The sequence below is a fragment of the Allobosea sp. UC22_33 genome (assembly GCF_042700715.1).
Taxonomy (GTDB): Bacteria; Pseudomonadota; Alphaproteobacteria; order Rhizobiales; family Beijerinckiaceae; genus Allobosea.
In genome coordinates this window covers 2,619,784-2,643,550 of the sequence record NZ_CP170556.1, presented here as the reverse complement: position 1 = coordinate 2,643,550, position 23,767 = coordinate 2,619,784, and the positions used below count along the sequence as shown (strand labels likewise).

Genomic DNA, 23,767 nt, shown 5'->3' with positions numbered 1-23,767 from the left:
CCCGATGACGCGCTTCGTCCTCGGGCGTCTCGCCTGGATGGCCGCGATCCTGCTCGGCGTCTCCTTCGTCGCCTTCATGCTGATGCGGGCCATTCCCGGCGATTTCGCCATCGCCGCGGCCGGCTCGCAGAGCGTCGCGCCGGAGGTGCTGGCGACGATCCGGCGCGATCTCGGCCTCGACCAGCCCTTGATGGCGCAATATCTGAGCTGGCTCGGCGCTGCGCTTACCGGCGATTTCGGCAAGTCCTTCGTCACCCGCCAGCCGGTGCTCGGCGAATTGCTCAATCGGCTCGCGGTCACCATCCAGCTCACGCTGCTCGCCGCTGTCATCGCCGCGGTGATGGGCGTCGCCTCGGGGCTCGCGGCGGCGCGCCTGCGCGGCGCGACCGACTGGCTGGTGAGGCTCTGGAACGGGCTGATGCTCGCCGTGCCGAACTATGTCGTGGCGACGCTGATCGTCCTGCTCTTCGGGCTCTATTTCCCGGAGATCACCGTCCTCGGCTACACGCCCTTTCTTGAGAACCCGCTCGGCAATCTCGCCAGCCTGCTGCTGCCGGCCTTCGCGCTGGCGCTCGCGGTTTCCGTGACCATCGCGGAGAACACGCGCGCCGCGGTGCTCGAGGTCGCCAACCAGGATTTCGTCATGGTCGCCCGCGCCAAGGGGCTGACGCCGGCCGTGATCCTGCGCGACTACCTGATGCGCAACGCGCTGACGCCGGTCATCACCGCCGCCGGCCTCAAGATCGCGGCGCTGCTCGGCGGGAGCATCCTGGTCGAGACCATCTTCGCCATTCCCGGCATGGGCCAGTATCTGTTCGATTCTATCAACAGCCGCGACTATCCGGTGATCCAGGCGATCGTGCTGGTCGCGGCCGGCATCGTCGTGCTGGTCAACACGATGATCGACATCGCCTATGCCCGCGTCGACGCACGGGTGCAGATGTGAGCGGCGTCATGCAGGACAGTGCGCCGGTCGCGGCCGCGCGCAAGGGAGCGGGGATCACGCAGGGCTGGCTCTTGCTGGGCGTCGGGCTTGCCATGCTCGCACTGATGTTGGTGCTGACGATCTTCGCGCCGCTGGTGGCGCCCTGATGACCCCTCGGCCACCTCGCCGGATTCGCTGGCGCCGGCGAGCGCGGCGCATTGGCTCGGCACGGATTCCATTGGGCGGGACGTGCTGAGCCGCCTGATCGTCGGCGGACGCACCACGCTGCTCATCACCGTCTCGGCCGTGCTGATCGCGCTGGTGGCCGGGCTGATCCTCGGGCTCGCGGCCGGCTATCTGGGCGGGCGCACCGACGAGATCATCATGCGCCTGCTCGATGTCGTCTTCGCCTTCCCGGTGCTGCTGCTGGCGATCGCGGTGGTGGCGGCGCTGGGGCCGACCGTGCCGAACCTGATCCTGACCATCGCGATCGTCTATACGCCGGCTATGGCGCGGGTGGTCAGGGCGCCGGTGCTCAGCGTCAAGCAATGGGACCATGTCGAGGCGGCCCGCAGCGTCGGCATGAGCGAGATGCGGCTCGTACTGCGCCATATCCTGCCGATCGTGGTCTCGCCGATCCTCGTCGCGACGAGCCTGACGCTGTCGCAGACGATCTTCACGGTGACGGCTTTGTCGTTCCTGGGCCTCGGCCCGCCGCCGCCCGATCCGAACTGGGGCGGCATGCTCTCGGAGGCCCGCCAGTTCATGGAGCTGGCGCCGCTGACCGTGGTCGGCCCGGCTCTGGCGATCGTCTTCGCGACGCTGACCTTCATCATCATCGCCAATGGCTTGCGTGAGGTTCTGGACGTGGGGAGCGTGCGATGACCGGCCCGCTCCTCAGGGTGCGCGACCTCACCGCGACCGTGACCACGCGCCGCGAGGTGATCCAGGCGGTGCGCGGCATCTCCTTCGACATCAATGCCGATGAGGCGGTCGGCTTCGTCGGTGAATCCGGCTGCGGCAAGAGCGTCACCGCCAAGGCGCTGATGCGACTGGCGCCGGAAGGCGCCTCGATCGGGCTCGGCGGTTCCGTCGCCTTCTGGGGGCAGGAACTGCTCGGGCTCGGCGAGGACGAGATGCGCGACCTGCGCGGCCGGCGCATCGCCATGGTCTTCCAGGACCCGATGACCTCGCTCAACCCGGTGATGAGCATCGGCGCGCAGATGGGCGACATGCTGCGCCGCCATCTCGGCCTGTCGGCGAAGGAGGCGCGCGAGCGCAGCGTCGAGCTCCTCGACCTCGTCGGCATTCCCGATCCGGCACGTCGCATCGACGATTTCCCGCATCAGTTCTCGGGCGGGCAGCGCCAGCGCGTGCTGATCGCCATCGCGATCTCCTGCGAGCCGGATCTGCTGATCGCCGACGAGCCGACGACGGCGCTCGACGTCACCGTGCAGGCACAGATCCTGCGGCTGCTGCTGCGGCTGCGGGAAGAGCGCGGCATGGCGCTGATGCTGATCACCCATGATTTCGGCGTCGTCGCCGGCATGGTCGACCGGGTGAACGTGATGTATTGCGGCGAGATCGTCGAGGCCGGGCCGGTCGACGATGTCTTCGCGCGGCCGCAGCATGCCTATACGCGGGCGCTGCTCGATGCGGTGCCACGCCTGCAAGGGGCGGGGGGCGGTGCGATGACGGAGCCGCTGCTTCAGGTCCGCGATCTCTCGGTGCTGTTTCCGGCGCGGCGCGGGGCTCCGCCGGTCAAGGCCGTGGAGCGCCTCTCCTTCGAGATCGCGCCGGGCCAGACCCTCGGGCTCGTCGGCCAGTCCGGCTCGGGCAAGACCACGGCCGGGCGCGCCATCCTTCAGCTCCAGAAGGCGAGCGAGGGTTCGGTCAAGCTGATGGGGCAAGAGCTGACGACGATGGGCTCCGGCGAGTTGCGCCGCATGCGCCGGCACATGCAGTTCGTGCTGCAGAATCCCTATTCCAGCCTGCATCCGCGCATGACGATCGGGCAGATCCTGAGCGAGCCTTTGCAGGTGCACCGCACGGTGCCCGCCAACCGCATCCGCGAGCGCGTCGCGGAACTGCTGGAGCTGGTCAATCTCGACCCGGCGATGATGCAGCGCTATCCGCACGAGTTCTCCGGCGGCCAGCGCCAGCGCGTCGTCATCGCCCGGGCGCTCGCAGTCAATCCCGATTTCGTGGTCTGCGACGAGCCGGTCTCGGCGCTCGACGTGCGCACCCAGGCGCAGATCGTCGCGCTCCTGCAATCGCTGCAGGAGAAGCTCGGCCTGTCCTATCTCTTCATCGCCCATGACCTCGCCATCGTCCGCGAGATGGCGCATCGTGTCGCCGTGATGTTCCGTGGCCGCATCGTCGAGATGGGCAGTGCGGCCCAGGTCTATGATAGCCCGGCCCATCCCTACACGCAGCTCCTGCTTGACGCCGTACCGGTGCCCGATCCCGTGCTCCAGCGCGAGCGGTTGAGGCGCCCGCCGCCGGACCTTCGCTTCCTCGATGGCGATGGCGGAGCTTGTGTCCATGGTGTCGATCATGCGCGGGACGGGACGCCCGAATGGCACGAGGTCGGGCCGGGGCATGGCGTCTCCTGCCGCTACTGGCCAAGAGCACAGTGCACTGCTGCGTGAACGCATGTTCCTTCAGATGGAACATCCAATCCTTGACGCGAAATGTTTGGCGCCATTACGCTTTTGAAGATGAGGCCGGGCTGCGGACCGACTGAAAAGTAGCCCGGAATGATGCCCTGAAGTCCGAGAAACCGCTTCGCCCGGCATCGGCCGGAGCAGCGGTCGCAATCCGGGAGGATGCCCGTGCGTCTGGCGCTGATCCACATCGTTCAGGAGACGAACGACTTCAATCCGTTGCTGACGACGCTCGCGGATTTCGAGGCGTTCGGCCTCGTCGAGGGTGAGGAGATCGCCCGGCAATTCGGCGAGATCGGCCAGATCGGCGGGCATTATGCGGCGGTGAAGGAGAGCGGGCTCGATATCGAGACGATCCCGATCATCCGCGCCTGGGCCGTGGCGGGCGGGCGCATCTCGCGCGAGGCCTTCGACTTCTTCCAGGCGAAGATCCGGGCGGGATTGGAGACGGTCGGCCCGATCGACGGGCTCGTCCTGCATCTCCACGGCGCCTGCGCGGCCGAGGGCATCGACGATGTCGAGGGCGAGCAGGCCGAGCTCTGCCGCAAGATTTTGGGGCCGGACGTGCCGATCCTGCTCGGGCTCGATCACCACGCCAATGTCACCCACAAGATCATGGCCAATTGCTCGGCGATCGTCGGGCATCGTACCCAGCCGCATGACGTGTTCGATACCGGCAAGGTCGGCACCGAGGTGCTGCTGCGCATCTTGCGGGAGAAAGCCAAGCCCGTGATGGCCTGGCGCAAGATCCCGCTGCTGTCGCATCAGGAGCAGTTCCTAACCTCGAAGGGACCGATGAAGATCTGGTTCGACCGGGCTCGCGCCATCGAGGCGGATCGTCGTGTCCTGCAGGCCTCGAACTACCCGATGCAGCCTTGGCTCGATGTCGCCGAGGGCGGCTGGTCGACGATCGTCGTCACCGATGGCGATCAGGCCCTGGCCGAGAAATTGGCGGACGAGTTGGCCGATCTCGCCTGGTCGATGCGCGATGACTTTCAGATACGCGAGGCGGTCTCCATCGACGATGCCGTCCGCAAGGCCGATGCGGCCGAGCGCGGCATGGTCGTGCTCAGCGATACCGGCGACACCGTCTTCGGCGGCGCGGCCGGCGACAGCAACCTGCTGTTGGAAGCGATGCTGCGGCTCGGTATCAAGAGCAAGGCGCTGATCCCGCTGATCTCGCCGAAGGCCGTCGCGACGCTGACCGCCGCCGGCGAGGGCGCCGAGGTGACCTTGCCGCTCGGAGGCGATGCGGCCACGGCCTTCTTCAAGCCGCTGACGGTGACGGGCAAAGTGCGGAAGCTCGGCGGGGGCTCGATCCCGCTCAACTTCAACCACCAGCCGGAGGTCGATATGGGCCGCGTCGCGGTCTTCGATGTCGGGCCGGTGACGCTCCTGATCTCGGAACTGCGCGGCGTCGCCGGCAATGTGCCCGATGTCTACGAGGCCTTCGGGATCGACCTCTCCGACTACAAGATGGCCGTGCTCAAGACGGCCTCGAACTTCCAGTATTTCGACCGCATCGCCTCCGGGCTCGTTCGCGCCGATACCAGCGGGCCGGGGCAATCGGACGTGTTTACCCTGCCGTGGCAGCGGATTCCGCGCCCGGTCTATCCATTGGAGACAATAAGCGACTGGCGGGCGCATTCGTCCCAGCCGGGAGCGGGGACGCGCTGAGACGAAACCAACACAACAACAGGGGAAAGCGATGACAAAGCTGTCGCGACGTCAATTCGGCATGGCCGGCCTTGCGCTGGCGGGCGTGTCCCTGGCGGGGGCCTTGCCGGCCTCAGCCCAGCAGCTCAAGGGCGGGAGGCTGCGCGTCGCCGTGCTGAGCGAGCTGGCGAACTATGACCCGCAGCAGCTCTCGACGGTGAATTTCCACGTCATCAAGAACCTTTATGACAGCCTGATCGAATACACCCCCGAGGGGAAGCCTGAGCCGAGCCTGGCGACGGAATGGACGATCGCACCCGACAAGACTTCGGTGACGCTGAAGCTGCGCAGCGGCGTGACCTTCCAGAGCGGCACGCCGTTCAAGGCGGATTCCGTGCTGGCGACCCTGCAGAAAGGCGCCGATCCCAAGCGCGGCAAGAACGTCTTCGCGACCATGTCGATCGTGAAGGACTGGTCGGCGCCGGACGATGCGACGGTGACGATCAACTTCAAGGCGCCGGTGCCCGAGCGGCAGATCCTCGACCTCCTGCAGTTCCTGCTGCCGATCGACCCCAAGGGCATCGATACGGTCGAGACCGTGCCGGCCGGAACCGGAGCCTACACGCTGGTCAACCGCGCGGTGGGCCAGAGCCTGACGCTCAAGGCCAATCCAAAATACTGGCGCGAGAAGCAGCCGATCGTGCAGGATCTCGTCTTCACCGTGTTCAGCGAGGACGCTTCCGCCAGCGCCGCGCTGGAATCGGGCGCGGTCGACATCGTCTATAACGGCTCCTCGCGCAGCGCGGTCAGGCTCAAGAATGCCGGTTTCCAGGTCTTCGCCGGGCCGGGGCCATTGGTGCAGGTCTTCCGCATCAACTCGACGCGCGGACCCTTCCGCAACAAGGCGTTCCGGCAGGCCTTCAACTATCTGATGGACCGGGCGAGCATCCTGCGCGTCGGCTATGCCGGGATGGGCAAGGTCGTGGCGCTGCCCTGGGCGCCGGCGAGCCCGGCCTATGACGAGAGCTATAACGCGACCTATGCCTATGACCTGGAGAAGGCGAAGAAGCTGATCGCCGCTTCCGGCCTTTCCGCCGACGAGCTCAAGAGCTGGAAGCTGCTGGTCAACGGCAGCGACGAGCCTTCGGTGGCGATCAGCCAGATCGTGCAGGGCTCGCTGCAGAAGATCGGCATCCCCGTCGAACTCGACATGCGGCAAGGCGCTGAATACGTCACCGCGCTGCTCGGCGGCGATTTCGCGGCCACCTTCGGGGCGGTCGGCAACGTCCAGAAATTCCCGTCGCGCGTCGCGACCAACTCGATCTATCGCACCTCGGGCAATCCGGTCCTGAAGGACCCGCATCCGCATCCCGATTATGTCGCGGCGATCGCCCGGGTCGACGGTGCCTCGGGCAGCGCTGCCGAGGTCAAAGCGGCCTATGACAACCTCAACAAGGTCATGGTCGAGGAGGCCTTCGGCATCCCGACCAATTCCTACGATGTCGGCCTGATCGTCGCCTCCGACAAGATCGGCGGCGTGACGCTCGATATCGACAACCTCTTCATCGCGCGCACCATCGGCTTCAAATGATGCGGCCTGACGGCGCCGGGCGGCGCGAGCGCGGCGCCCGGCGATGACGGAGACATTGGCCCGGATCAAGGGGTTGCTGCGTCGGCTGCTGGCCCGGCGCGGCGCCGCCCTGGGGCTCGGCTTCCTCGCGCTGGTCGCGCTGGCGGCGGCTTTCGCGACCGTGCTGCCCTTCGACCCGCTGTCGCAGAGCGTGGCGGCCTCGCTCTTGCCGCCCTCGGCGGAGAACTGGTTCGGCACGGACGAACTCGGGCGCGATATCCTGGCCCGCGTGATCTATGGCGCGCGGACCTCGCTTTTGACGGCGGTCGGAGCGGTCATCATCGCCGCCCTCATAGGCGTGCCGATCGGGCTCGCCGCCGGCTTCTATGGCGACTGGCGCGATTCCCTGCTGATGCGCTGCATCGACGTGCTGCTGGCGCTGCCGAACATCCTGTTCGCGATGGCGCTGATCGCCGTGCTCGGCCGCAGCCAGGGCGCGGCGCTGATCGCGGTCGGCATCGCCGGCATTCCGGGCTTTGCCCGCATCGCGCGGGCACAGGTCATGGCGCTGCGCCAGCTCGATTTCGTCACCGCGGTGCGCGCCTTCGGCGGAAGCCCCGGCTACATCATGTTCAAGACGATCCTGCCCAACGCCCTGAGCCCCTTGGTGGTGCAGGCGATCGTGCTGGCCTCGATCGCGATCCTGCTGGAGGCGGCTTTGGCCTTCCTTGGGGTCGGCGTTCCCCCGCCGACGCCGAGCTGGGGCGAGATGCTGCGCACCGGCAAATCCTATCTCTACGAGGCGCCGACCTATGCGGTTCTGCCCGGCATCGTGCTGACGCTGACGATCCTGTCGCTCGACACGATCGGCCGGGCGCTGACCGCGATCCTCGACCGCGACGAGACCGATGCGAGCGGCGAGACGATCGGGGGCCGGCGATGACGGCCTATGTCCTGCGCCGCCTGTTCCAGATGCTGCCGGTGCTGCTGGTCGCCTCCTTCGCGATCTTCGCGATGATCTATGCCGTGCCCGGCGGCCCGGTCGCGGTGATCGTCGGCGAGAATGCCGGGCCGGAGGAGATCGCCGCCGCGATCCAGCGCTACGGGCTCGACCGGCCGATGGTCGTGCAATACGCCGACTGGCTCGGCAGGGCTATGATGGGCGATTTCGGGCTCTCGCTGCATAGCCGCCAGCCGGTGCTGCAACTGATCGGCGAACGCTTGCCGGCGACGCTGCAACTGGCGCTGGCCGCGATTTTCGTTGCGCTCGTCATCGGCATTCCCGTCGCGATCGCGAGCGCGGTCAGGGCGAATTCGTGGCTCGACCGGCTGCTCAGCGGCTGGAGCGCTTTGGCGCTGGGCGTGCCGACCTTCTGGCTCGGCATCCTGCTGATCCTGCTCTTCGCGGTGGAGCTGCGCTGGCTGCCCTCGGCCTCGCGCCATGTCCCGTTCTGGGAGTCGCCGGTCGATGCGCTGCGCAGCCTCGCGCTGCCGGCGATCACGCTCGGTACCTATGTCTCGGGCATCCTGGCGCGGTTCCTGCGGGCTTCGCTGATCGGCGAGGCGCGGGCCGATTATGTCCGCACGGCGCGGGCCAAGGGCGTGCCTGAGAACCGCATCGTCGGCTTCCACATCATGCGTAATGCGCTCCTGCCCTTCGTCACCATCGTCGGTCTGATGATGGCGAATTTCATCGGCGGCGCCGTGGTGACCGAGGCGGTCTTCACCTATCCGGGGCTCGGGCGCCTGCTGATCCAGGCGATCAGCACCCGCGACTACCCGCTGATCCAGGGCTGCATCCTGGTGATCCTGGTCGCGTACATGCTGATCAACCTCACGGTCGACATGCTCTACGCCTGGATCGACCCGCGGATCGAATACCGATGAGCGGGCTTCCAGCTTCCGTGGACATCTGGTCGCAGAGGCCGTGCCGAGGCTCCACCGTCATTCCGGGGCTTCGCGTCAGCGAAGAGCCCGGAACCCGAGAACCGATGCCGCTTCTATGAGAAGCGCCGTCGGGTTGGGGCCTGCCGTCATAACCGCATCGGTTCTGGGTTCCGGGCTCAGGCCTGCGGCCTGCCCCGGAATGACGGCGGTGGCTCCAGCAGCTTCATTGCCGGCAATTGTCCGAACCGCCTAACGCGGATCGGCCGTGGGCCGCGAGCCGAGATGGGTCGAGATGCCGGCCGCGACCTCGCGCAGCCGCGTGCCGACCTTTGCCGCCAGCGAATGCGGCATCCGCATCAAGGGCGCGGAGACGCTCAGCGCCGCGACGGGATAGCCGTCCTCGTCGAGGATCGGCACGCCGACGCACATGGCGCCGTCCTCGTTCTCGCCCATCTCGGTCGCGTAGCCGGTGCGGGCGACCTGCCGGAGCTGCCGCTCGATCTCCTCGCGCTCGAGCAGGGTGCGGCCGGTGCGCTCGGTCAGCGGCAGGTCGAGCTGCCGCTGCCGCTCCGCATCGGGCAGGAAGGCGAGGATCGCCTTGCCGAGCGCGGTCGAATGCATCGGGTGGCTCTCGCCGATGCGAGCCTGCATGCGCAGCGAACGATTGGCCTCGATCAGGTCGATATAGACGACGGTGCCATTGCCCTTGACCGCGAGATTCACGGTCTCGTTGAACTCCTGCATGAGTTCGATCATCGCCGGGCGGGCGAGTTCGCGGACCTTGCTGACGCTGGCATCGGCGCGGGCGATGGCACGCAATTGCGGCCCGAGATTGTAGCGATCGGTCGCGCGGTTGTGGTCGAGGAAGCCGGCAGCGGTCAGCGTCTGCAGATAGCGGAAGGTCGTCGTCTTCGGGATCTTGAGCTCCTTGCTGACGGCGGTGAGCGCGATCTCATGGCCGTGGCGGGCGACCAGCTCCAGCACCTTCAGCGCCTTCATCACCGGCTGCACGACATAGGGGTTGTCGGGTTTCTTGGCCATCTGCGCTCCGGTGGTCGGGCTCGTTCGAAAGCCAACATGGCCAACGCCAATGAATTCCGCAAGGCGAAACCGCTGTTCCTTTACGCGGAGCGGGCGGTCTGGTCTGGTCGGGGACAACAGCAGGAGGCAACGCAGTGACAGGCAAGGACAGCCAGCAGGCGGGCGCTCTGCGCTTCGACGAATCCGCCCGGCAGATCGCGGCGAATGCGCGTTTCATCGCCGGCGGCGTGAACAGCAATTTCCGGCTGGGCATGCAGCCCGGTCCGCTCGTCTTCGAGCGCGGCGAGGGCGCCTATCTCATCGACGCCGACGGCAACCGGATCATCGACTATTACTGCGGCATGGGCGCGACCGTGCTCGGCCACACGCCGGCGCCTGTCATCGAGGCGGTGAAGCACCAGGCCGAAAAGGGCATCCTCTTCGCCGGGCAGATGCCGATCGAGGCGGAAGCCGCGCAACTGATCTGCGAGCGCATTCCCTCGGCGGAGCGCCTGCGCTTCGGCTCATCGGGCTCGGAGGTGGCGCAGGCGGCGATGCGATTGGCGCGCGCCGCCACGGGCAAGCACACCATCGTCAAGTTCGAGGGGCATTATCACGGCTGGTTCGACAACATCCTCTGGTCGACGGCGCCGGGGCTTAACGCGGCCGGACCGGAGGAGGCGCCGACGCCGGTGATCGGCAGCAAGGGCCAGGACCCGCAAGCCGGCGAGGGGCTCTCGATCCTCGGCTGGAACGACCTCGCGGCATTGGAAGCACGGCTCGCCAAGGGCGATGTCGCCGCCGTGCTGATGGAGCCGGCGATGTGCAATCAGGGCGCCATCGCGCCTGCGCCGGGCTATCTGGAGGGCGCGCTCGCCGCCTGCCGCAAGTATGGCGCGATCCTGATCTTCGACGAGGTCATCACCGGTTTCCGGCTGGGGCGCGGCGGGGCGCAGGAACGCTTCGGCGTCACGCCCGACCTCACCCTGATGGCGAAGGCGATCGCCAACGGCTTCCCGGTCGCGGCGATCGCGGGCCGGGCCGATCTGCTAGATCTTTTTGCCGATGGCGTGCTGCATGGCGGCACCTTCAATGCCCAGCCGGTGGCGATGGCGGCGCTGGTCGCGACCCAGAAGGCGCTGACGCCGGAGCATTACGAGCGGAGCTCCGTCCATGGCCAGCGCTTGCAGGACGGCATCCGTACGACCCTCAAAGATGCGGGCATCAAGGCGCAGGTTGCCGGCTTCCCGCTGATGTTCCACGTTGCCTTCGGGCTCGACGCCCCCGCGCGGAACTACCGGGACGTCGCGCGCGCCGACAAGGCCGCCTATAGCCGCTTCGCCCATGAATTGCTCAAGCGCGGCGTGCGCGTGCTAGAGCGCGGCGCCTGGTTCGTCTCGTCGGAGCATGATGCGGCGGTGGTCGACGCGACGCTTGCCGCGGTGCGCGACGCGGCGCGGGCGGTGGCGTAGCGGTTCAGGCCTCACCCCTTGTCATTCCGGGGCTTCGCATCGCGAAGAACCCGGAACCCACGACCGGGTGAGCGGCCTGCACCAGTCACCAAAGGTCCAGCCCAGTCGTGGGTTCCGGGTTCGCGCCTGCGGCGCGCCCCGGAATGACAAAGGTGGTTCGCCATGCGCCCCACTCTTGCATGCAGCATGCGCCCTGCCATTGACCGCGCCGCACGCCGTACCGGATAGTTCGCTCCGAGAGGGAGCGAACACAAATGCCGCAGCCGAGACCGTCCACCGCGCTTGCCGGGCTCAAGGTGCTGGACCTGACGCGGGTGCGGGCCGGGCCGACCTGTGTGCGCGTCTTCGCCGATTTCGGGGCCGACGTGATCAAGGTCGAGAGCCCGCCGGGGCTCGATCCCAACGAGAACATGAGCGGGCCGCGCCTCGGCTACGACATGCAGAACCTGCATCGCAACAAGCGCTCGCTCGCGCTGAACCTGAAGACGCCCGAGGGCAAGGCGATCCTGATGAAGCTGGTCGACGAGGCCGATCTCGTCGTCGAGAACTTCCGGCCGGACGTGAAGGAGCGGCTCGGGCTCGATTTCGAGACGCTGCATGCGCTCAATCCGCGCCTGATCCTGGTCTCGATCTCCGGTTTCGGCCAGTCCGGCCCTTACCGGACGCGCGCCGGCTTCGACCAGATCGCGCAGGGCATGGGCGGGATGATGTCGGTGACCGGATTGCCCGGCCAGGGGCCGGTCCGGGCCGGGATCGCGCTCGCCGATTCCTCGGCTGGGCTCTATGGCGCGGTCGGCGCGCTGGTCGCGCTGCAGGAGCGGGCGGTTTCCGGCAAAGGGCAGTGGGTGCAGACCTCGCTGCTCGAAGCGCAAATCGCGATGATGGATTTCCAGGCCGCGCGCTATCTGGTCGAGGGCTCGGTGCCGCCGCAGGCCGGCAACGATCATCCCTATCATACGCCGATGGGTGTCTACCGAACGCGCGACGGCGCGATCAATCTCGGCGTCGGCGGCGAGGAGCAGTGGCGCTCGTTCTGCCGGGCGATCGGGCGGCCGGAATGGGGCACGGATGCGCGCTATGACAACAAGGAGAAGCGCTTCGCCCGCCGGCCGGAACTGCGCGATATGATCGAGGAGATTTTCGCCGCCGCCGACAGCGCTCATTGGCTGGAGGCGATGGAGCGCAACAGCGTTCCGGCCGGGCCGATCTATGCGGTGGACGAGATGTTCGAGGACCCGCAGGTGCGCCATCTCTGCATCGCCAAGCCGGTCAGCCATCCCGAGCTCGGCGATATCCGCCTGATCGGCCAGCCGGTGACGCTCTCGCGCACGCCTGCCGATGTCGCGACGCCGACGCCCGCGGCCGGCGCGCATAACGACGAGATCCTGGCCGATCTCGGCTATGACGAAGCCGGGCTCGCGCGCTTGCGGGCCGATGGCGTGATCTGACGGAGAGCCTGCGTGAACGACGAAATCCTGTATGCGGTCGAGGGCGGGGTCGGCACGATCACGCTCAACCGGCCCCAGGCGCGCAACGCGCTGACCTTCGCCATGTATGAGCGCATCGCCGAAATCTGCCGCGACCCGGCGGCGCATGGCGATCCGCGCGTCATCGTCATGACCGGGGCCGGCGACAAGGCCTTTGCGGCCGGCACCGACATCGCCCAGTTCCGCGCCTTCTCCAGCGCCGAGGATGCGCTGGCCTATGAGGAGCGGATCGAGACCGTGATCGGCACGATCGAAAGCTGCTCCGTGCCGACGCTGGCTGCGATCTCCGGGGCCTTTACCGGCGGCGGGGCGGCGATCGGGCTTGCCTGCGACTTGCGGATCGCAACGCAGAGCGCGCGCTTCGGCTTCCCGATCGCGCGTACGCTCGGCAACTGCCTGTCGATGGAGAATTACGGACGGCTCTACGCCATCCTCGGTCCGGCACGGGTGAAGGATATCGTCTTCACCGCCCGGCTGGTCGAGGCGGAGGAGGGGGCGCGGATCGGCCTCTATAACGAGTTGGTGCCGGACCATGAGGCGCTGATGCGGCGGGCCGGTGAACTGGCGCAGACCATCGCCGGCCACGCGCCATTGACGATGCGCGCGACCAAGGAGGCGATGCGCCGGCTGACGGCCGCGATCGCCGCCGGCATCGACGGCCATGATCTCGTGACGCTCTGCTATACCAGCGCCGATTTCCGCGAGGGGATGGAGGCGTTCCTGGGCAAGCGGACGCCGAACTGGACCGGGCGGTAGCCCCCTCCAATTTGCCACCGGAACCACGCCGTCATCCCGGGCTTGACCCGGGATCCATGCCGGAGCGTTTCCGATAAAGGTTCCGGAATGGATCCCGGATCGGCGCCGCTTCGCGGCTTGTCCGGGATGACCCACGTTTGTGGTTTGAGCGTTATGCTCGCCCTTGTGGCGAGCATCCACGTCTTGAACGCCGTGCGTCACGAAGGAAGACGTGGATGGTCGGGACAAGCCCGACCATGACGGTGCGCCGCCAAAGGCTCAGGCCGGCTTTCCGAGCTGCCCGAGCTCGTGCAGCAGGGCCGCGCCCGTGCGCAGGCCGCTGTAGAAGCAGTCCAGCGTCATGTTCTCGTTGGGGGCGTGGTTGGCCTCGTCGTGATTGGCGTAGGGCGTCACGAAGGCGGGGATGCCGAGGATCTTGGTGAAGACGTAATTCGGCAGGCTGCCGAAGCCGGCCGGGATCAGCAGGGGCTCCTCGCCCTGCGCGGCGACGAAGGCGCGGCGCAGCGGTGCGGTATAGGGCGAGGCGATCGATGTCTTGGAGGGCTGCATACCCTTCTCCTCGCAGATGAATTCGACTTCCGGCGCGTGCTTTTCGACGTGGGCCCGGACCTTGCGCAGGATGTCCTCCGGATCCTGCGCCTCGACGAGGCGGATGTCGCATTTCACCAGCGCCTCGTTCGGCAGCACGGTCTTGGTGCCCGGCCCGCCATAGCCGCCATGGAAGCCGTTGATCGTCAGCGTCGGACGGAAGCAGAGGCGCTCGTAGAACGGGCGATCGGCTGGCGCGTCGAGGCGGGTGAGGCCGACGCCCTTCTTGAAGGCCTCGATATCGAGCGGGAGGCGCTCGACCGCTTCCAACTCCTCCGCCGTCGGTGGCTCGACGGCATCGTGCAGGCCCTCGATGGTGATCTCGCCTTCGGGGTTCTTCATCGTTGCGAGGAGATGGACCAGCGTCCAGATCGGGTTCGGCACGACACCGCCGAAATTGCCGGAATGAACGTCGCGGCTGGCATGGCGGCAGCGCAGGTCGAAGGAAACGACGCCGCGCGAGCCGAACTTGATCGAGGGCGCGCCACTGGCATGGCGCGGCCCGTCGGCGGTGACGGCGAGGTCGGCCTTCAGCAGATGCGGATTGGCGCGCACGAAGCCAGCGATGTTCGGGCTGCCGATCTCCTCCTCGCCTTCCAGCACGAGGATGACGTTGCAGGGCAGTTCGCCATGGACCTTGAGATGGGATTCGATCGCGAGGATCTGGGCGAAATGCTGGCCCTTGTTGTCGCCGACGCCGCGCGCATAGAGACGGCCGTCGCGGATCGTCGGCTCGAAGGGCGGCGAGACCCATTTGTCGAGCGGGTCCGGCGGCTGCACGTCGTAATGTCCATAGAGCAGCACGGTCGGCTTGCCCGGCGCCTTCTCCCAGCGCGCGACGACGACCGGGTGGCCCTCGGTCGGGATCAGGCTGGTTTCCAGGCCGATCTCGGTGAGCATGTCGACGAGCAGCAGGCCAACCTCGGCGATGCCGATATTCTCGGCGCTGATGCTGGGGTGCCGCAGATAGGCGATGAGACGGTCGAGGAAGGCGCTGCGGTTCGCTTCGATATGATCGAAGACCGCGGCGAGTGCGTCTGAGGAAGCCATAGCCAATGCCTGAAAGGAGAGGAATCCGTGCCGCCCGCCAAGCGGGGGCGCAAGCGGCGACCGTGCGGCCACCGAAGGCAGCCTAGACGCGGGGTGAGTGGGGCTCAAGCGCTGGTGAAGCTGTGGTGGTGATTGGCAGCCTTGCGATTTTCGCTGGGTAGATTGTGGCTTGATTTGTTCATACTTTGTTCTATTGTGGGATATGCAGCTCGTTCTTGACCTCGATGGTGGGCGAGAGGTTCGGCCGCGAGAAGGCCGCCGTCCGCCCCGCTATTTCTTCGCGCTCCTCCCGGATGCGGAAGCGAGGGTGCGGATTCACCATCTGGCCGGTGAGTTGAGCGCGCGGCTTCGCGCCTCCGGCGAGTTGCGCGGACCTGCCAAGTATCATGTGACCTTGCGGGGGATTGCTGCCCCCGATGGGCCGTTCGGGCAGACTATCGAGATGGCGTGCGCAGTCGCCAACGAAATCCGAAGGACTTCCTTCGCAGTCATGTTCAATCAGGCTGCGAGCTTCGGAGCGGCGCCGAACTACGCATTTTCCCTGACGACGCGGGAGGACCTGGCCGGTGCAAACCGCCTGTCCGCCGCACTCCATGACGCCTTGCGGCACGCCGGACTCAAGGTCGACGGGTCGAGCTTCCAGCCGCATGTGACACTCTTCTACGATCGGAGGCGTCTGGAGTTCATCGACGTTCCAGAGCTGCGCTGGCAGGTGCGCGACTTCGTTCTGATCGAAAGCATCGATAACAGGAGGTACGAGATTCTGGGCTCCTGGCCGCTCGTTTGAACTCCATGCAGCCGTGCAAGGCCGGTTTGCGGCAATCGAGGGCGTGCGCCGTTGCTTTGGGCGCTGCCGGCTCTATCGTTCCCGGCCGAAGCCTCATCCGATTCAGACGGAGCCTGTCATGGCCGATTTGTCCGCCTTTCCGATCACCAAGCGCTGGCCGGCAGTGCATCCCGACCGCATCCAGCTCTATTCGCTGCCGACGCCGAACGGCGTGAAGGTCTCGATCGCGCTGGAGGAGCTGGAACTGCCCTACGAGCCGCATCTCATCGATATCGGCAAGAACGAGACCTGGGGGCCGGAATTCCTCTCGCTGAACCCCAACGGCAAGATCCCGGCGATCATCGACCCCAACGGCCCCGGCGGAAAGCCGTTCGGCCTGTGGGAATCCGGTGCGATCCTGCTCTATCTCGCCGAGAAGACCGGCAAGCTCCTGCCGAAGGACCCCGCGGCCCGCTACGAGACCATCCAGTGGGTGTTCTTCCAGATGGCCGCGATCGGCCCGATGTTCGGCCAGCTCGGCTTCTTCCATAAGTTCGCCGGCCGCGAATACGAGGACAAGCGCCCGCGCGACCGCTATGCCAGCGAGAGCAAGCGCCTGCTCGGCGTGCTCGAGGACAGGCTGGCCAGCCGCACCTGGATCATGGGCGACGACTACAGCATCGCCGATATCGCGATCCTTGGCTGGGTGCGCAATCTCGTGGGCTTCTATGGCGCGGGCGAGCTCGTCGATTATGCGAAGCTGACGCATGTGCCGATCTGGCTGGAGCGTTGCCTGTCGCGCCCGGCCGTGCAGCGCGGCCTCGACAGCCCGAAGCGCCCGGGTTGAGTCCCGGCTGCCCTTGGACGCAGCCCGAAAACCTATTTGGGCTGGGTCGGCGGGAGGTGCTGCACGGTATGCACAGCGATGCCGCCCTGGGTCAGCCGCTCCCGGCCGCCGAGGCCTTCGAGCTCGAAGACAAAGAGCGCATGCGTGCAGCGTGCGCCCAGCCGGCGCAGCAATTGCGCCGTTGCCAGCGCGGTGCCGCCAGTCATCAGGCAATCGTCTATGATGGCAACCTTACGCCCCTCCAGCGCCTGGCCCTTCGACATGGCGATGCCGTTGCCGAGCTCATAATTGTTCGCGAGGCTGCGCACGACATCGGCGCGGATGGAGCCGACCTTGCGGATATCGATGAAGCCGAGGCCGTTTCGCAGCGCCAGCGCGCCGGCAAAGCCGAGGCCGCCGATATCGATGCCGGCGAGAAGGTCGATCTCCTTGTCGAGACGGGCGGAGAGGGCCTCGCAGGCGGTCCCGCATCCAGCGGGCGTCGCTGGTGAAGGTCGTGGCATCGGGAAAGTCGACGCCGGGGACGGGGTGGTCCTTCCAGCGACGATGGGGAAAAGCCGGGCTGTCCGACATTTTCGGCTCGGAGACTGACGCGCTATCCATGCTAATCCCTGCCTGTATCCGGCGATGCCGCCCGCCTTGTCATCCCTGCCTGCCGCCGGCCGGCAAATCGTGACGACAGTTGGACGGCGAACGCCATGTGGTTTCACGAGCTTCGGACGACGGCATGACTATCACCATCTACGGCATCAAGAATTGCGACACGATGAAAAAGGCGCGCACCTGGCTCGACGGCCATGGCGTCGCGGTGGCCTTCCATGACTACAAGGCGAGCGGGATCGACAAGGCCTCGCTCGAACGCTGGGTCAAGGAGCACGGCTGGGAGACGGTGTTGAACCGCGCCGGCACGACCTTCCGGGCATTGCCGGATGCCGAGAAGCAGGGGCTCGACGCTGACAAGGCGATCGCGCTGATGCTGGCGCAGCCCTCGATGATCAAGCGGCCGGTGCTCGACCTGGGCCAAGGCAAGACGATCGTCGGCTTCAAGCCGGAGATCTATGCGGCGGCGGTCTCCGGGAAGTAGCAATCCCGCTCCAGCCTGGATTGGGTCGACCGAAAGACGCGGCCATCCCGGACAAGCCGCGACGCGGCGACGATCCGGGATCCATGCCTGAGCCTTTCCGCTGAAGGTTCCGGCATGGATCCCGGGTCTCCCTGCGGTCGCCCGGGATGACCGCGCGATGTGATTTATGCTGAGCGACGCATGGCCCATCCGGCGCGCGGGTCTCTTCCCTAAACCGGCGCGCTGCTCTACCTCGCAGGCCATGACCGTTCAGCCCCAGTCCATGCAGCCGGAAATCGCTGCCACTCCTGAATTCACCTTCAAGGTCGCCGCCCGCGACGGCGCCGCGCGCACCGGTGCGATCACCATGCCGCGCGGCGTCATCCGCACGCCGGCCTTCATGCCGGTCGGCACCGCCGCGACCGTGAAGGGGATGTATCCCGAGCAGGTGAGGGCGCTCGGCGCCGATGTCGTGCTCGGCAATACCTATCACCTGATGCTGCGGCCGGGCGCCGAGCGCGTCGCGAAGCTCGGCGGCCTGCACAGATTCATGAACTGGCCGCACCCGATCCTCACCGATTCCGGCGGCTTCCAGGTGATGTCGCTCGCCAACCTCCGCAAGCTGACCGAGGAAGGCGTGACCTTCCGCTCCCATATCGACGGCTCTAAGCATGTGCTCACCCCCGAGCGTTCGGTCGAGATCCAGAACCTGCTCGGCTCCGACATCGTGATGCAGCTCGACGAATGCGTGGCGCTTCCCTGCGAGGAGAAGGTCGCGGAGAAGGCGATGCGACTGTCGCTGCGCTGGGCCGAGCGCTGCAAGACGGCGTTCGGAGAGCATCCCGGGCGGGCTCTGTTCGGCATCGTACAGGGCGGGGACGTGCCGCATCTGCGCGTCGAGAGCGCGCGCGAGCTCGCCGCGATGGACCTCAAGGGCTATGCGGTCGGCGGATTGGCCGTCGGCGAGCCGCAGGACGTGATGCTGGCGATGATCGAGACGGTCGAGCCGCATCTGCCGCAGGAGAAGCCGCGCTACCTGATGGGCGTCGGCACGCCCGACGACATCGTGAAATCGGTGGCGCGCGGCATCGACATGTTCGACTGCGTGATGCCGACGCGGGCCGGGCGCCATGGCCAGATATTCACCCGCTTCGGCCGGATGAACCTGAAGAACGCCAAGCATGCGGAAGACCCGCGCCCGGTCGACGAGCAATCCTCCTGCCCCGCCGCCAATGGCTGGTCGCGCGCCTATCTGCACCATCTCGTCAAGGCCGAGGAGATGCTCGGCAAGATGCTGCTGACCTGGGTGAACCTCGCCTATTACCAGGACCTGATGGCGGGCCTGCGCGCCGCCATCGCTGCCGGGCGGCTCGACGACTTCATCGCCGAGACCCGCGAAGGCTGGGAAAGGGGCGAGCCGGCTTGAGCACGGGCCTCGCCCTGCTGCCGCTCAAGATGGCGCTTGCGGCCTGCGTGGTCGTGAGCTGCTCGATGCTCGCCGAGCGGGCCGGTCCCTTGATGGCGGCGATGATCGCCACCCTGCCGATCTCGCTCGGGCCGGTGCTCGTCTTCCTCGCGCTCGACCATGGCCCGGATTTCATCGCGGGCGCCGCGCTCGGCACGATGAACGCCAACGCGACCCATGCGAGCTTCGTGCTGAGCTATGTCCTGCTGGCCCAGCGCCATGGGGTGCTGGTTTCCCTCGGCGGAGCGCTTGCGCTCTGGGCGGTGCTGCTGCTGGTGCTTCGCAGCATGGCCCTATCGGTCGTGCCTCTCACAGTGCTGACGGTGCTCGCCCTGTCGGTCGTGCATGTGCTCGTGCGGCCCTATCTCAAGGTGCGCGCCAAGCCTCCGGCCGGGATTTCGCGCTATGCCATTCCGATCCGCGCAGCCTGCGTCGCGGCGCTGGTGGGCGTCGTGACGGGTCTCAGCGAGCGCGTCGGTCCGCAATGGTCCGGCATCCTCGCCGGGCTGCCGATCATCCTGTCGAGCCTGATCGTCATCCTGCATACGCGGGCCGGCGGCCCGGCCGCGGCAGCGGTCATCGGCAGCAGCGCGCTCGGATTGCTCGGGGCCGGGCTTGGGCTCGCGGCGGTGCATCTCGCCGCCGTGCCCTGGGGCTCATGGACGGCGCTGGGCCTCGGCCTCGCCATCGCTGTTGTCTGGAACCTGATCCTGCTCGGCCTTGCGCGTCGGGCGGCGCCATGACGCCACGAACAGGCCGCCGATGATCATCACGATACCGACGAGCTGAAGCGAGGAGGGGATCTCGCCCAGCGCCGGAATGGCGAGCAGCGTGCCGGTGACCGGGATCAGCGGCGGAAAGCGCCCGACCACGGACGGCCCCAGCACATGTGCCGCCCAGCCCCAGACCCAGAGCCCGACAATGACGTTGAGCACGCCCTGGTTGAAGCCATGCAGGACGAGCACCCACCAGGGCGCGATGTCGAAGCCGCGGAAATAGAATAGGAAATAGACCGGCAGATAGACCAGCGACAGGACCGAGACGATCGCGGTCGCCTTCAGGCCGTCGACCTGCCAGCGCTGGATCATCAGGGGGTAAAAGCCCCAGAGCAGGCCGACGCCGAGGAAGCAGAGATCGCCGCGCAGCGTCAAGGCGTTCGCGCCCGCGCTGCCGGCGATGCCAAGGCAGATCAGGCCGGCGAGCACCCCGGCGACGCCGACCATCAACCGCCCGGTCAGGGCGGCGCCGAACATCACGACCGAGCCGATGATGCCGATCAGCGTCACCGTGCCCGGCCCGATCGTCGCGCCATGGGCGGCGGGCGCCATCGTCAGGCCGGTCAGCATCAGATAGGTCATCGGAAAGCCGCTGCTCAGCGTCAGCCAGAGCCCACGCTTCCAGCCGACGCCGCCGCAGGAGGCCAGGCCCGGCCGCAGGAAGATCGGCAGGAGCAGCAGGCCGGCAGTGGCGAAGCGCAGCGCCATCAGGTCATGCTGGGTCAATCCGTTCAGGACGGCGTGGCGGCTGATGACGAAGTTCGAGCCGTAGATCAGGACCGCCAGCAGCATGCCGAGCGCCGCGAGGCGCTTGCGGCGGCGCACCCGCGCATCCGTCTCGAGCAGGGCAGCGGGGGCGATCTGATCCATGCCCCTTCTCTAACGTCGCGTTGCCTGCGGTGTTACGGGCCGGCACGCATGGCGTCCGCGCGTGCGGTGGCAGACCGTATTTGCGCCCCGTTTCGGCCCTGCTGGCGCCCAGACGCACCGGCTTCCTTGCATCGCAACATGCAAGGGGCGCAGTGATCAGGAGCGCAACCGATGCCGACAGATTCTGATTTTCCCGCGCCGACCACGATGGCGGCGAGGCTGGGGAGCGATCTCCTGCTCTCGCTGGGCGTCGCCACGGCGACGGCCTTGCTCGTGATGGTGCCGACGCTCATGTCCGATGCGGCGCCCGAGCGAGCTGTGGCGCCGAGCCTGACCCTGCTGCGCGATGGCAAGATCTCAGACCGCCTTGCGGATGTCGGACCGGCCGGTGAGGGAGAGTTCGCTGCCGGACGCCCGGTCACGCCCGCGGCGCTGGCGATGCCGATGTCGCTTGCCTGGCCGGAGCAGGCGGATTGGGCGCCGCCGCGCGTGGCCGTGCAGGCCAAGGCGCGTGTTGCGGCCAATGCGACCGCATTGCCGCCGCGCCGCCTTGCGGTTCTATCCGAGCAAAAGGGGCAGTCGATGGCCCCGCCTTTGGTGATCCTGCCTCCTGCGGCCATGGCAGCCGTGGACACGGTGCAGGCGGCGGAGGCATCTGGCGGCGATGGTGCGGATTCATCCCTGCGGCAGTACGTCGTCGCGCCGGCGATGAAGGTCGTCGACGTGGTCTCCGGCGCGGCCGGAAGCGTGCAGGCGGCCGGGTCCTGGACCCTGACGCAGGCCAACGGCCTGCTGCCGCGCTGGTGAGCGCGGCAGCTTGAGGCTTTAGATCAGGCCAGAGCCTTCAGCGCGCTGCGGCCGGCATAGATCGCCTGCGCGCCCAGCTCTTCCTCGATGCGCAGGAGCTGGTTGTACTTCGCGGTCCGGTCGGAGCGGGCGAGCGAGCCGGTCTTGATCTGCCCGCAGTTCGTGGCGACGGCGAGGTCGGCGATGGTCGAATCCTCGGTCTCGCCCGAGCGATGCGACATCACGGCGGTATAGCCGGCGCGCTGCGCCATCTCGACGGCGGCCAGCGTCTCGGTCAGCGAGCCGATCTGGTTGACCTTGACCAGGATCGAGTTCGCGGTCTTCGTCCTGATGCCCTGCGACAGGCGCGTGACGTTGGTGACGAAGAGATCGTCGCCGACGAGCTGGCACTTCGCGCCGACGAGATCGGTCAGCGCCTTCCAGCCCTCCCAGTCATCCTCGGCCATGCCGTCCTCGATCGAGACGATCGGATAGTTGCCGACGAGCTTGGCGAGATACTTGGCCTGGGCCTTGGGATCGCGCGTCTTGCGCTCGCCCTCGTAGACATAGGCGCCCTCCTTGAAGAACTCGGTCGCGGCGCAGTCGAGCGCCAGCGCGACGTCCTCGCCCGGCTTGTAGCCAGCGGTCTCGATCGCCTGCATGACGAAATCGAGCGCGGCCTCGGCCGACTTGATGTTCGGGGCGAAGCCGCCCTCGTCGCCGACATTGGTGTTGTGGCCAGCGTCGTGCAGCTTCTTCTTCAGGGTGTGGAAGATCTCCGCGCCCATGCGCAGGCCCTCGGCGAACGAGCTCGCGCCGATCGGCATGACCATGAATTCCTGGAAGTCGATCGGGTTGTCGGCATGGGCGCCGCCATTGACGATGTTCATCATCGGCACGGGCAGGACGCGGGCCGAGGTGCCGCCGACATAGCGGTAGAGCGGCAGGCCGGAGGCTTCGGCCGCCGCCTTGGCGACGGCGAGCGAGACGCCGAGGATGGCGTTGGCGCCGAGCTTCGACTTGTTGGGCGTGCCGTCGAGCTCGATCATGGTCTGGTCGATCGCAGTCTGGTCCTCGGCATCCATGGCGACGATCGCCTCGGCGATGGCGACGTTCACCGCCTCGACGGCCTTGAGTACGCCCTTGCCGAGATAGCGCGACTTGTCGCCGTCACGCAGTTCCACCGCCTCATGCGCGCCGGTCGAGGCGCCCGACGGAACGGCGGCGCGGCCCATCGAGCCGTCTTCCAGCACGACATCGACTTCGACCGTCGGGTTGCCGCGGGAATCGAGGATCTGGCGTCCGATGATGTCGATGATCGCGGTCATGGCAGGCTCCGGGAGAGGCGGGGCGGGATGGATAGGGCGCTTCTAGCCAAGAGCCCGCCGCGGGGAAAGCCTCAATCCGCAGGTCCGTGACGGTGCGGCAGCGGTCCGATGGCGTGTGGCTTGCGGATTGTCCGGGCATCCAGACGCTTCGTCCCATCGGGAAACGATCATGTTCCAGACCATGCCTGTGCGCCGCCGGCCGTCACTCACCTCTGTCCTGTTCTGGTCCGGTCTCACTGTGCTGTGGTGGGCGGGGCTTTGCCTCTTCGCGGGGCGGCCGGTCTGGTTCTGGTAGGTCCGCTGCCTCGTCGGGCAGGCCGAGATAGCCGCCGAGCAGGAAGCCGGCCTGCAGCGCGAAGAGATAGCCGATCCAGACGAGGACGACGAAGAGGCCGAGCTCGCCGCGGATGATCCATGTCGGAAAGACGATGAGTGTGATCGCGGCGCTTGCGAGAAGGATTGCCGGATAGCCGCGCGATAGGCCGATCAGAAGACCGATCAGGAACAAGATGCCAGCAATGATCATGTAGTTCGGTCTAGGCTTCTGATTTCGTGAAATCGACCTAGAGCCTAAGGCGTGACCACGCAAACAAGCGTGTGGAAGATCGCGAAATATTTAAGAAAAATATCGATCTCATTACATAAAACTTGAATCTTTTAGAGCTTATTTCATTAAGGTTTGGCGGTGCGACGCCGCCAATTCAAGGACGCCACGGATTGCCTGGCCCGGGTTTCGATGTCGGAATCTGCGGCGCGTCCAGAGGCAGTTCCCATATTGGCCGCTGATGC

Annotated in this window: 23 protein-coding genes; 17 read left to right on the top strand and 6 right to left on the bottom strand. The window is 66.9% G+C overall.

All coding sequences use genetic code 11. From position 1 onward, the window contains the following. The first annotated feature begins 4 nt into the window (after positions 1 to 4). The 8 genes from ACFJGT_RS12490 (at position 5) to ACFJGT_RS12455 (ending at position 8,704) form a co-directional block, all read left to right on the top strand. Positions 5 to 946 carry an ABC transporter permease gene (locus tag ACFJGT_RS12490; protein ID WP_377848814.1) on the top strand — a complete coding sequence of 314 codons (942 nt, stop codon included), beginning with the start codon at positions 5 to 7 and terminating at the stop codon, positions 944 to 946. Between the two features lie 8 nt (positions 947 to 954). After that, positions 955 to 1,092 (top strand): hypothetical protein, encoded by a 138-nt coding sequence (locus ACFJGT_RS12485; RefSeq protein WP_377848813.1) that lies wholly within the window; start codon positions 955 to 957, stop codon positions 1,090 to 1,092. An 82-nt stretch (positions 1,093 to 1,174) separates the two neighbouring features. Beyond that, positions 1,175 to 1,810, top strand: coding sequence for an ABC transporter permease (locus tag ACFJGT_RS12480; RefSeq protein ID WP_377848812.1), 636 nt, complete (start codon positions 1,175 to 1,177; stop codon positions 1,808 to 1,810). Further along, positions 1,807 to 3,576, top strand: coding sequence for a dipeptide ABC transporter ATP-binding protein (locus ACFJGT_RS12475; RefSeq protein ID WP_377848811.1), 1,770 nt, complete (start codon positions 1,807 to 1,809; stop codon positions 3,574 to 3,576). Before ACFJGT_RS12480 ends, ACFJGT_RS12475 begins: the two co-directional genes overlap by 4 nt. Before the next feature lie 183 nt (positions 3,577 to 3,759). Further along, positions 3,760 to 5,268, top strand: a complete 1,509-nt coding sequence (locus tag ACFJGT_RS12470; protein WP_377848810.1) for a M81 family metallopeptidase — start codon at positions 3,760 to 3,762, stop codon at positions 5,266 to 5,268. A 31-nt stretch (positions 5,269 to 5,299) separates the two neighbouring features. Beyond that, positions 5,300 to 6,838, top strand: a complete 1,539-nt coding sequence (locus tag ACFJGT_RS12465; RefSeq protein WP_377848809.1) for an ABC transporter substrate-binding protein — start codon at positions 5,300 to 5,302, stop codon at positions 6,836 to 6,838. A gap of 43 nt (positions 6,839 to 6,881) precedes the next feature. Further along, positions 6,882 to 7,760 (top strand): ABC transporter permease, encoded by an 879-nt coding sequence (locus ACFJGT_RS12460; RefSeq protein WP_377848808.1) that lies wholly within the window; start codon positions 6,882 to 6,884, stop codon positions 7,758 to 7,760. Beyond that, positions 7,757 to 8,704, top strand: a complete 948-nt coding sequence (locus ACFJGT_RS12455) for an ABC transporter permease (RefSeq protein WP_377848807.1) — start codon at positions 7,757 to 7,759, stop codon at positions 8,702 to 8,704. The genes ACFJGT_RS12460 and ACFJGT_RS12455 overlap by 4 nt, the downstream gene beginning before the upstream one ends. A gap of 249 nt (positions 8,705 to 8,953) precedes the next feature. On the opposite strand, the gene ACFJGT_RS12450 is transcribed toward ACFJGT_RS12455, so the two are convergent. After that, positions 8,954 to 9,745, bottom strand: a complete 792-nt coding sequence (locus ACFJGT_RS12450; protein WP_377848806.1) for an IclR family transcriptional regulator — start codon at positions 9,743 to 9,745, stop codon at positions 8,954 to 8,956. 134 nt (positions 9,746 to 9,879) lie between these two features. Here ACFJGT_RS12450 and ACFJGT_RS12445 point away from each other — a divergent pair, with 134 nt between their 5' ends. The 3 genes from ACFJGT_RS12445 (at position 9,880) to ACFJGT_RS12435 (ending at position 13,439) form a co-directional block, all read left to right on the top strand. Next, a complete protein-coding gene (locus ACFJGT_RS12445; RefSeq protein ID WP_377848805.1) occupies positions 9,880 to 11,196 on the top strand; it encodes an aspartate aminotransferase family protein in 1,317 nt (438 codons plus the stop codon). Positions 11,197 to 11,450: 254 nt separating this feature from the next. Next, positions 11,451 to 12,644 carry a CaiB/BaiF CoA transferase family protein gene (locus ACFJGT_RS12440; protein ID WP_377848804.1) on the top strand — a complete coding sequence of 398 codons (1,194 nt, stop codon included), beginning with the start codon at positions 11,451 to 11,453 and terminating at the stop codon, positions 12,642 to 12,644. A gap of 12 nt (positions 12,645 to 12,656) precedes the next feature. Then, positions 12,657 to 13,439, top strand: a complete 783-nt coding sequence (locus tag ACFJGT_RS12435) for an enoyl-CoA hydratase/isomerase family protein (RefSeq protein ID WP_377848803.1) — start codon at positions 12,657 to 12,659, stop codon at positions 13,437 to 13,439. A 258-nt stretch (positions 13,440 to 13,697) separates the two neighbouring features. On the opposite strand, the gene ACFJGT_RS12430 is transcribed toward ACFJGT_RS12435, so the two are convergent. Next, positions 13,698 to 15,077, bottom strand: coding sequence for a M20/M25/M40 family metallo-hydrolase (locus tag ACFJGT_RS12430; protein WP_377848802.1), 1,380 nt, complete (start codon positions 15,075 to 15,077; stop codon positions 13,698 to 13,700). Positions 15,078 to 15,384: 307 nt separating this feature from the next. Here ACFJGT_RS12430 and ACFJGT_RS12425 point away from each other — a divergent pair, with 307 nt between their 5' ends. Both ACFJGT_RS12425 and ACFJGT_RS12420 read left to right on the top strand, forming a co-directional pair. Next, positions 15,385 to 15,864, top strand: coding sequence for a 2'-5' RNA ligase family protein (locus ACFJGT_RS12425; RefSeq protein WP_377848801.1), 480 nt, complete (start codon positions 15,385 to 15,387; stop codon positions 15,862 to 15,864). Positions 15,865 to 15,982: 118 nt separating this feature from the next. After that, positions 15,983 to 16,690 carry a glutathione S-transferase N-terminal domain-containing protein gene (locus ACFJGT_RS12420; protein ID WP_377848800.1) on the top strand — a complete coding sequence of 236 codons (708 nt, stop codon included), beginning with the start codon at positions 15,983 to 15,985 and terminating at the stop codon, positions 16,688 to 16,690. A gap of 32 nt (positions 16,691 to 16,722) precedes the next feature. Here the strand turns inward: ACFJGT_RS12420 and ACFJGT_RS12415 are convergent, their stop codons facing one another. Next, the gene (locus ACFJGT_RS12415) at positions 16,723 to 17,193 is read right to left on the bottom strand and encodes a phosphoribosyltransferase family protein (protein ID WP_377848799.1); all 471 of its coding nucleotides are present in this window, start codon (positions 17,191 to 17,193) and stop codon (positions 16,723 to 16,725) included. 224 nt (positions 17,194 to 17,417) lie between these two features. Between ACFJGT_RS12415 and ACFJGT_RS12410 the strand changes: the two genes are divergently transcribed. From ACFJGT_RS12410 to ACFJGT_RS12400, 3 genes are all read left to right on the top strand, one after another. Beyond that, positions 17,418 to 17,774 (top strand): ArsC family reductase, encoded by a 357-nt coding sequence (locus tag ACFJGT_RS12410; RefSeq protein WP_377848798.1) that lies wholly within the window; start codon positions 17,418 to 17,420, stop codon positions 17,772 to 17,774. 241 nt (positions 17,775 to 18,015) lie between these two features. Then, positions 18,016 to 19,179: a tRNA guanosine(34) transglycosylase Tgt gene (tgt, locus tag ACFJGT_RS12405; RefSeq protein WP_377848797.1), complete on the top strand. Its 1,164-nt coding sequence runs from the start codon at positions 18,016 to 18,018 to the stop codon at positions 19,177 to 19,179. Further along, on the top strand, positions 19,176 to 19,961 hold the full coding sequence (locus tag ACFJGT_RS12400; protein WP_377848796.1) for a hypothetical protein: 786 nt from the start codon (positions 19,176 to 19,178) through the stop codon (positions 19,959 to 19,961). Before tgt ends, ACFJGT_RS12400 begins: the two co-directional genes overlap by 4 nt. Here the strand turns inward: ACFJGT_RS12400 and ACFJGT_RS12395 are convergent. Next, positions 19,875 to 20,864: a DMT family transporter gene (locus tag ACFJGT_RS12395; protein ID WP_377848795.1), complete on the bottom strand. Its 990-nt coding sequence runs from the start codon at positions 20,862 to 20,864 to the stop codon at positions 19,875 to 19,877. The two genes, ACFJGT_RS12400 and ACFJGT_RS12395, sit on opposite strands and share 87 nt — an antisense overlap. A 171-nt stretch (positions 20,865 to 21,035) precedes the next feature. On the opposite strand from ACFJGT_RS12395, the gene ACFJGT_RS12390 reads away from it, so the two are divergent. Then, the gene (locus ACFJGT_RS12390; protein WP_377848794.1) at positions 21,036 to 21,671 is read left to right on the top strand and encodes a hypothetical protein; all 636 of its coding nucleotides are present in this window, start codon (positions 21,036 to 21,038) and stop codon (positions 21,669 to 21,671) included. Positions 21,672 to 21,694: 23 nt separating this feature from the next. Here the strand turns inward: ACFJGT_RS12390 and eno are convergent, their stop codons facing one another. Both eno and ACFJGT_RS12380 read right to left on the bottom strand, forming a co-directional pair. Further along, complete coding sequence (eno, locus tag ACFJGT_RS12385) at positions 21,695 to 22,978, bottom strand: phosphopyruvate hydratase (RefSeq protein ID WP_377848793.1); 1,284 nt, start codon at positions 22,976 to 22,978, stop codon at positions 21,695 to 21,697. Positions 22,979 to 23,180: 202 nt separating this feature from the next. Continuing rightward, a complete protein-coding gene (locus ACFJGT_RS12380; protein WP_377848792.1) occupies positions 23,181 to 23,504 on the bottom strand; it encodes a hypothetical protein in 324 nt (107 codons plus the stop codon). Positions 23,505 to 23,767 lie beyond the last annotated feature (263 nt).

Coding starts and splice junctions, on each gene's coding strand:
- ACFJGT_RS12390 (WP_377848794.1), top strand. CDS start 21,036: ATGCCGACAGATTCTGATTTTCCCGCGCCGACCACGATGGCGGCGAGG.
- ACFJGT_RS12450 (WP_377848806.1), bottom strand. CDS start 9,745: ATGGCCAAGAAACCCGACAACCCCTATGTCGTGCAGCCGGTGATGAAG.
- ACFJGT_RS12430 (WP_377848802.1), bottom strand. CDS start 15,077: ATGGCTTCCTCAGACGCACTCGCCGCGGTCTTCGATCATATCGAAGCG.
- ACFJGT_RS12410 (WP_377848798.1), top strand. CDS start 17,418: ATGACTATCACCATCTACGGCATCAAGAATTGCGACACGATGAAAAAG.
- ACFJGT_RS12475 (WP_377848811.1), top strand. CDS start 1,807: ATGACCGGCCCGCTCCTCAGGGTGCGCGACCTCACCGCGACCGTGACC.
- tgt (WP_377848797.1), top strand. CDS start 18,016: ATGACCGTTCAGCCCCAGTCCATGCAGCCGGAAATCGCTGCCACTCCT.
- ACFJGT_RS12490 (WP_377848814.1), top strand. CDS start 5: ATGACGCGCTTCGTCCTCGGGCGTCTCGCCTGGATGGCCGCGATCCTG.
- ACFJGT_RS12380 (WP_377848792.1), bottom strand. CDS start 23,504: ATGATCATTGCTGGCATCTTGTTCCTGATCGGTCTTCTGATCGGCCTA.
- eno (WP_377848793.1), bottom strand. CDS start 22,978: ATGACCGCGATCATCGACATCATCGGACGCCAGATCCTCGATTCCCGC.
- ACFJGT_RS12485 (WP_377848813.1), top strand. CDS start 955: ATGCAGGACAGTGCGCCGGTCGCGGCCGCGCGCAAGGGAGCGGGGATC.
- ACFJGT_RS12395 (WP_377848795.1), bottom strand. CDS start 20,864: ATGGATCAGATCGCCCCCGCTGCCCTGCTCGAGACGGATGCGCGGGTG.
- ACFJGT_RS12415 (WP_377848799.1), bottom strand. CDS start 17,193: ATGCCACGACCTTCACCAGCGACGCCCGCTGGATGCGGGACCGCCTGC.
- ACFJGT_RS12440 (WP_377848804.1), top strand. CDS start 11,451: ATGCCGCAGCCGAGACCGTCCACCGCGCTTGCCGGGCTCAAGGTGCTG.
- ACFJGT_RS12460 (WP_377848808.1), top strand. CDS start 6,882: ATGACGGAGACATTGGCCCGGATCAAGGGGTTGCTGCGTCGGCTGCTG.
- ACFJGT_RS12455 (WP_377848807.1), top strand. CDS start 7,757: ATGACGGCCTATGTCCTGCGCCGCCTGTTCCAGATGCTGCCGGTGCTG.
- ACFJGT_RS12465 (WP_377848809.1), top strand. CDS start 5,300: ATGACAAAGCTGTCGCGACGTCAATTCGGCATGGCCGGCCTTGCGCTG.
- ACFJGT_RS12420 (WP_377848800.1), top strand. CDS start 15,983: ATGGCCGATTTGTCCGCCTTTCCGATCACCAAGCGCTGGCCGGCAGTG.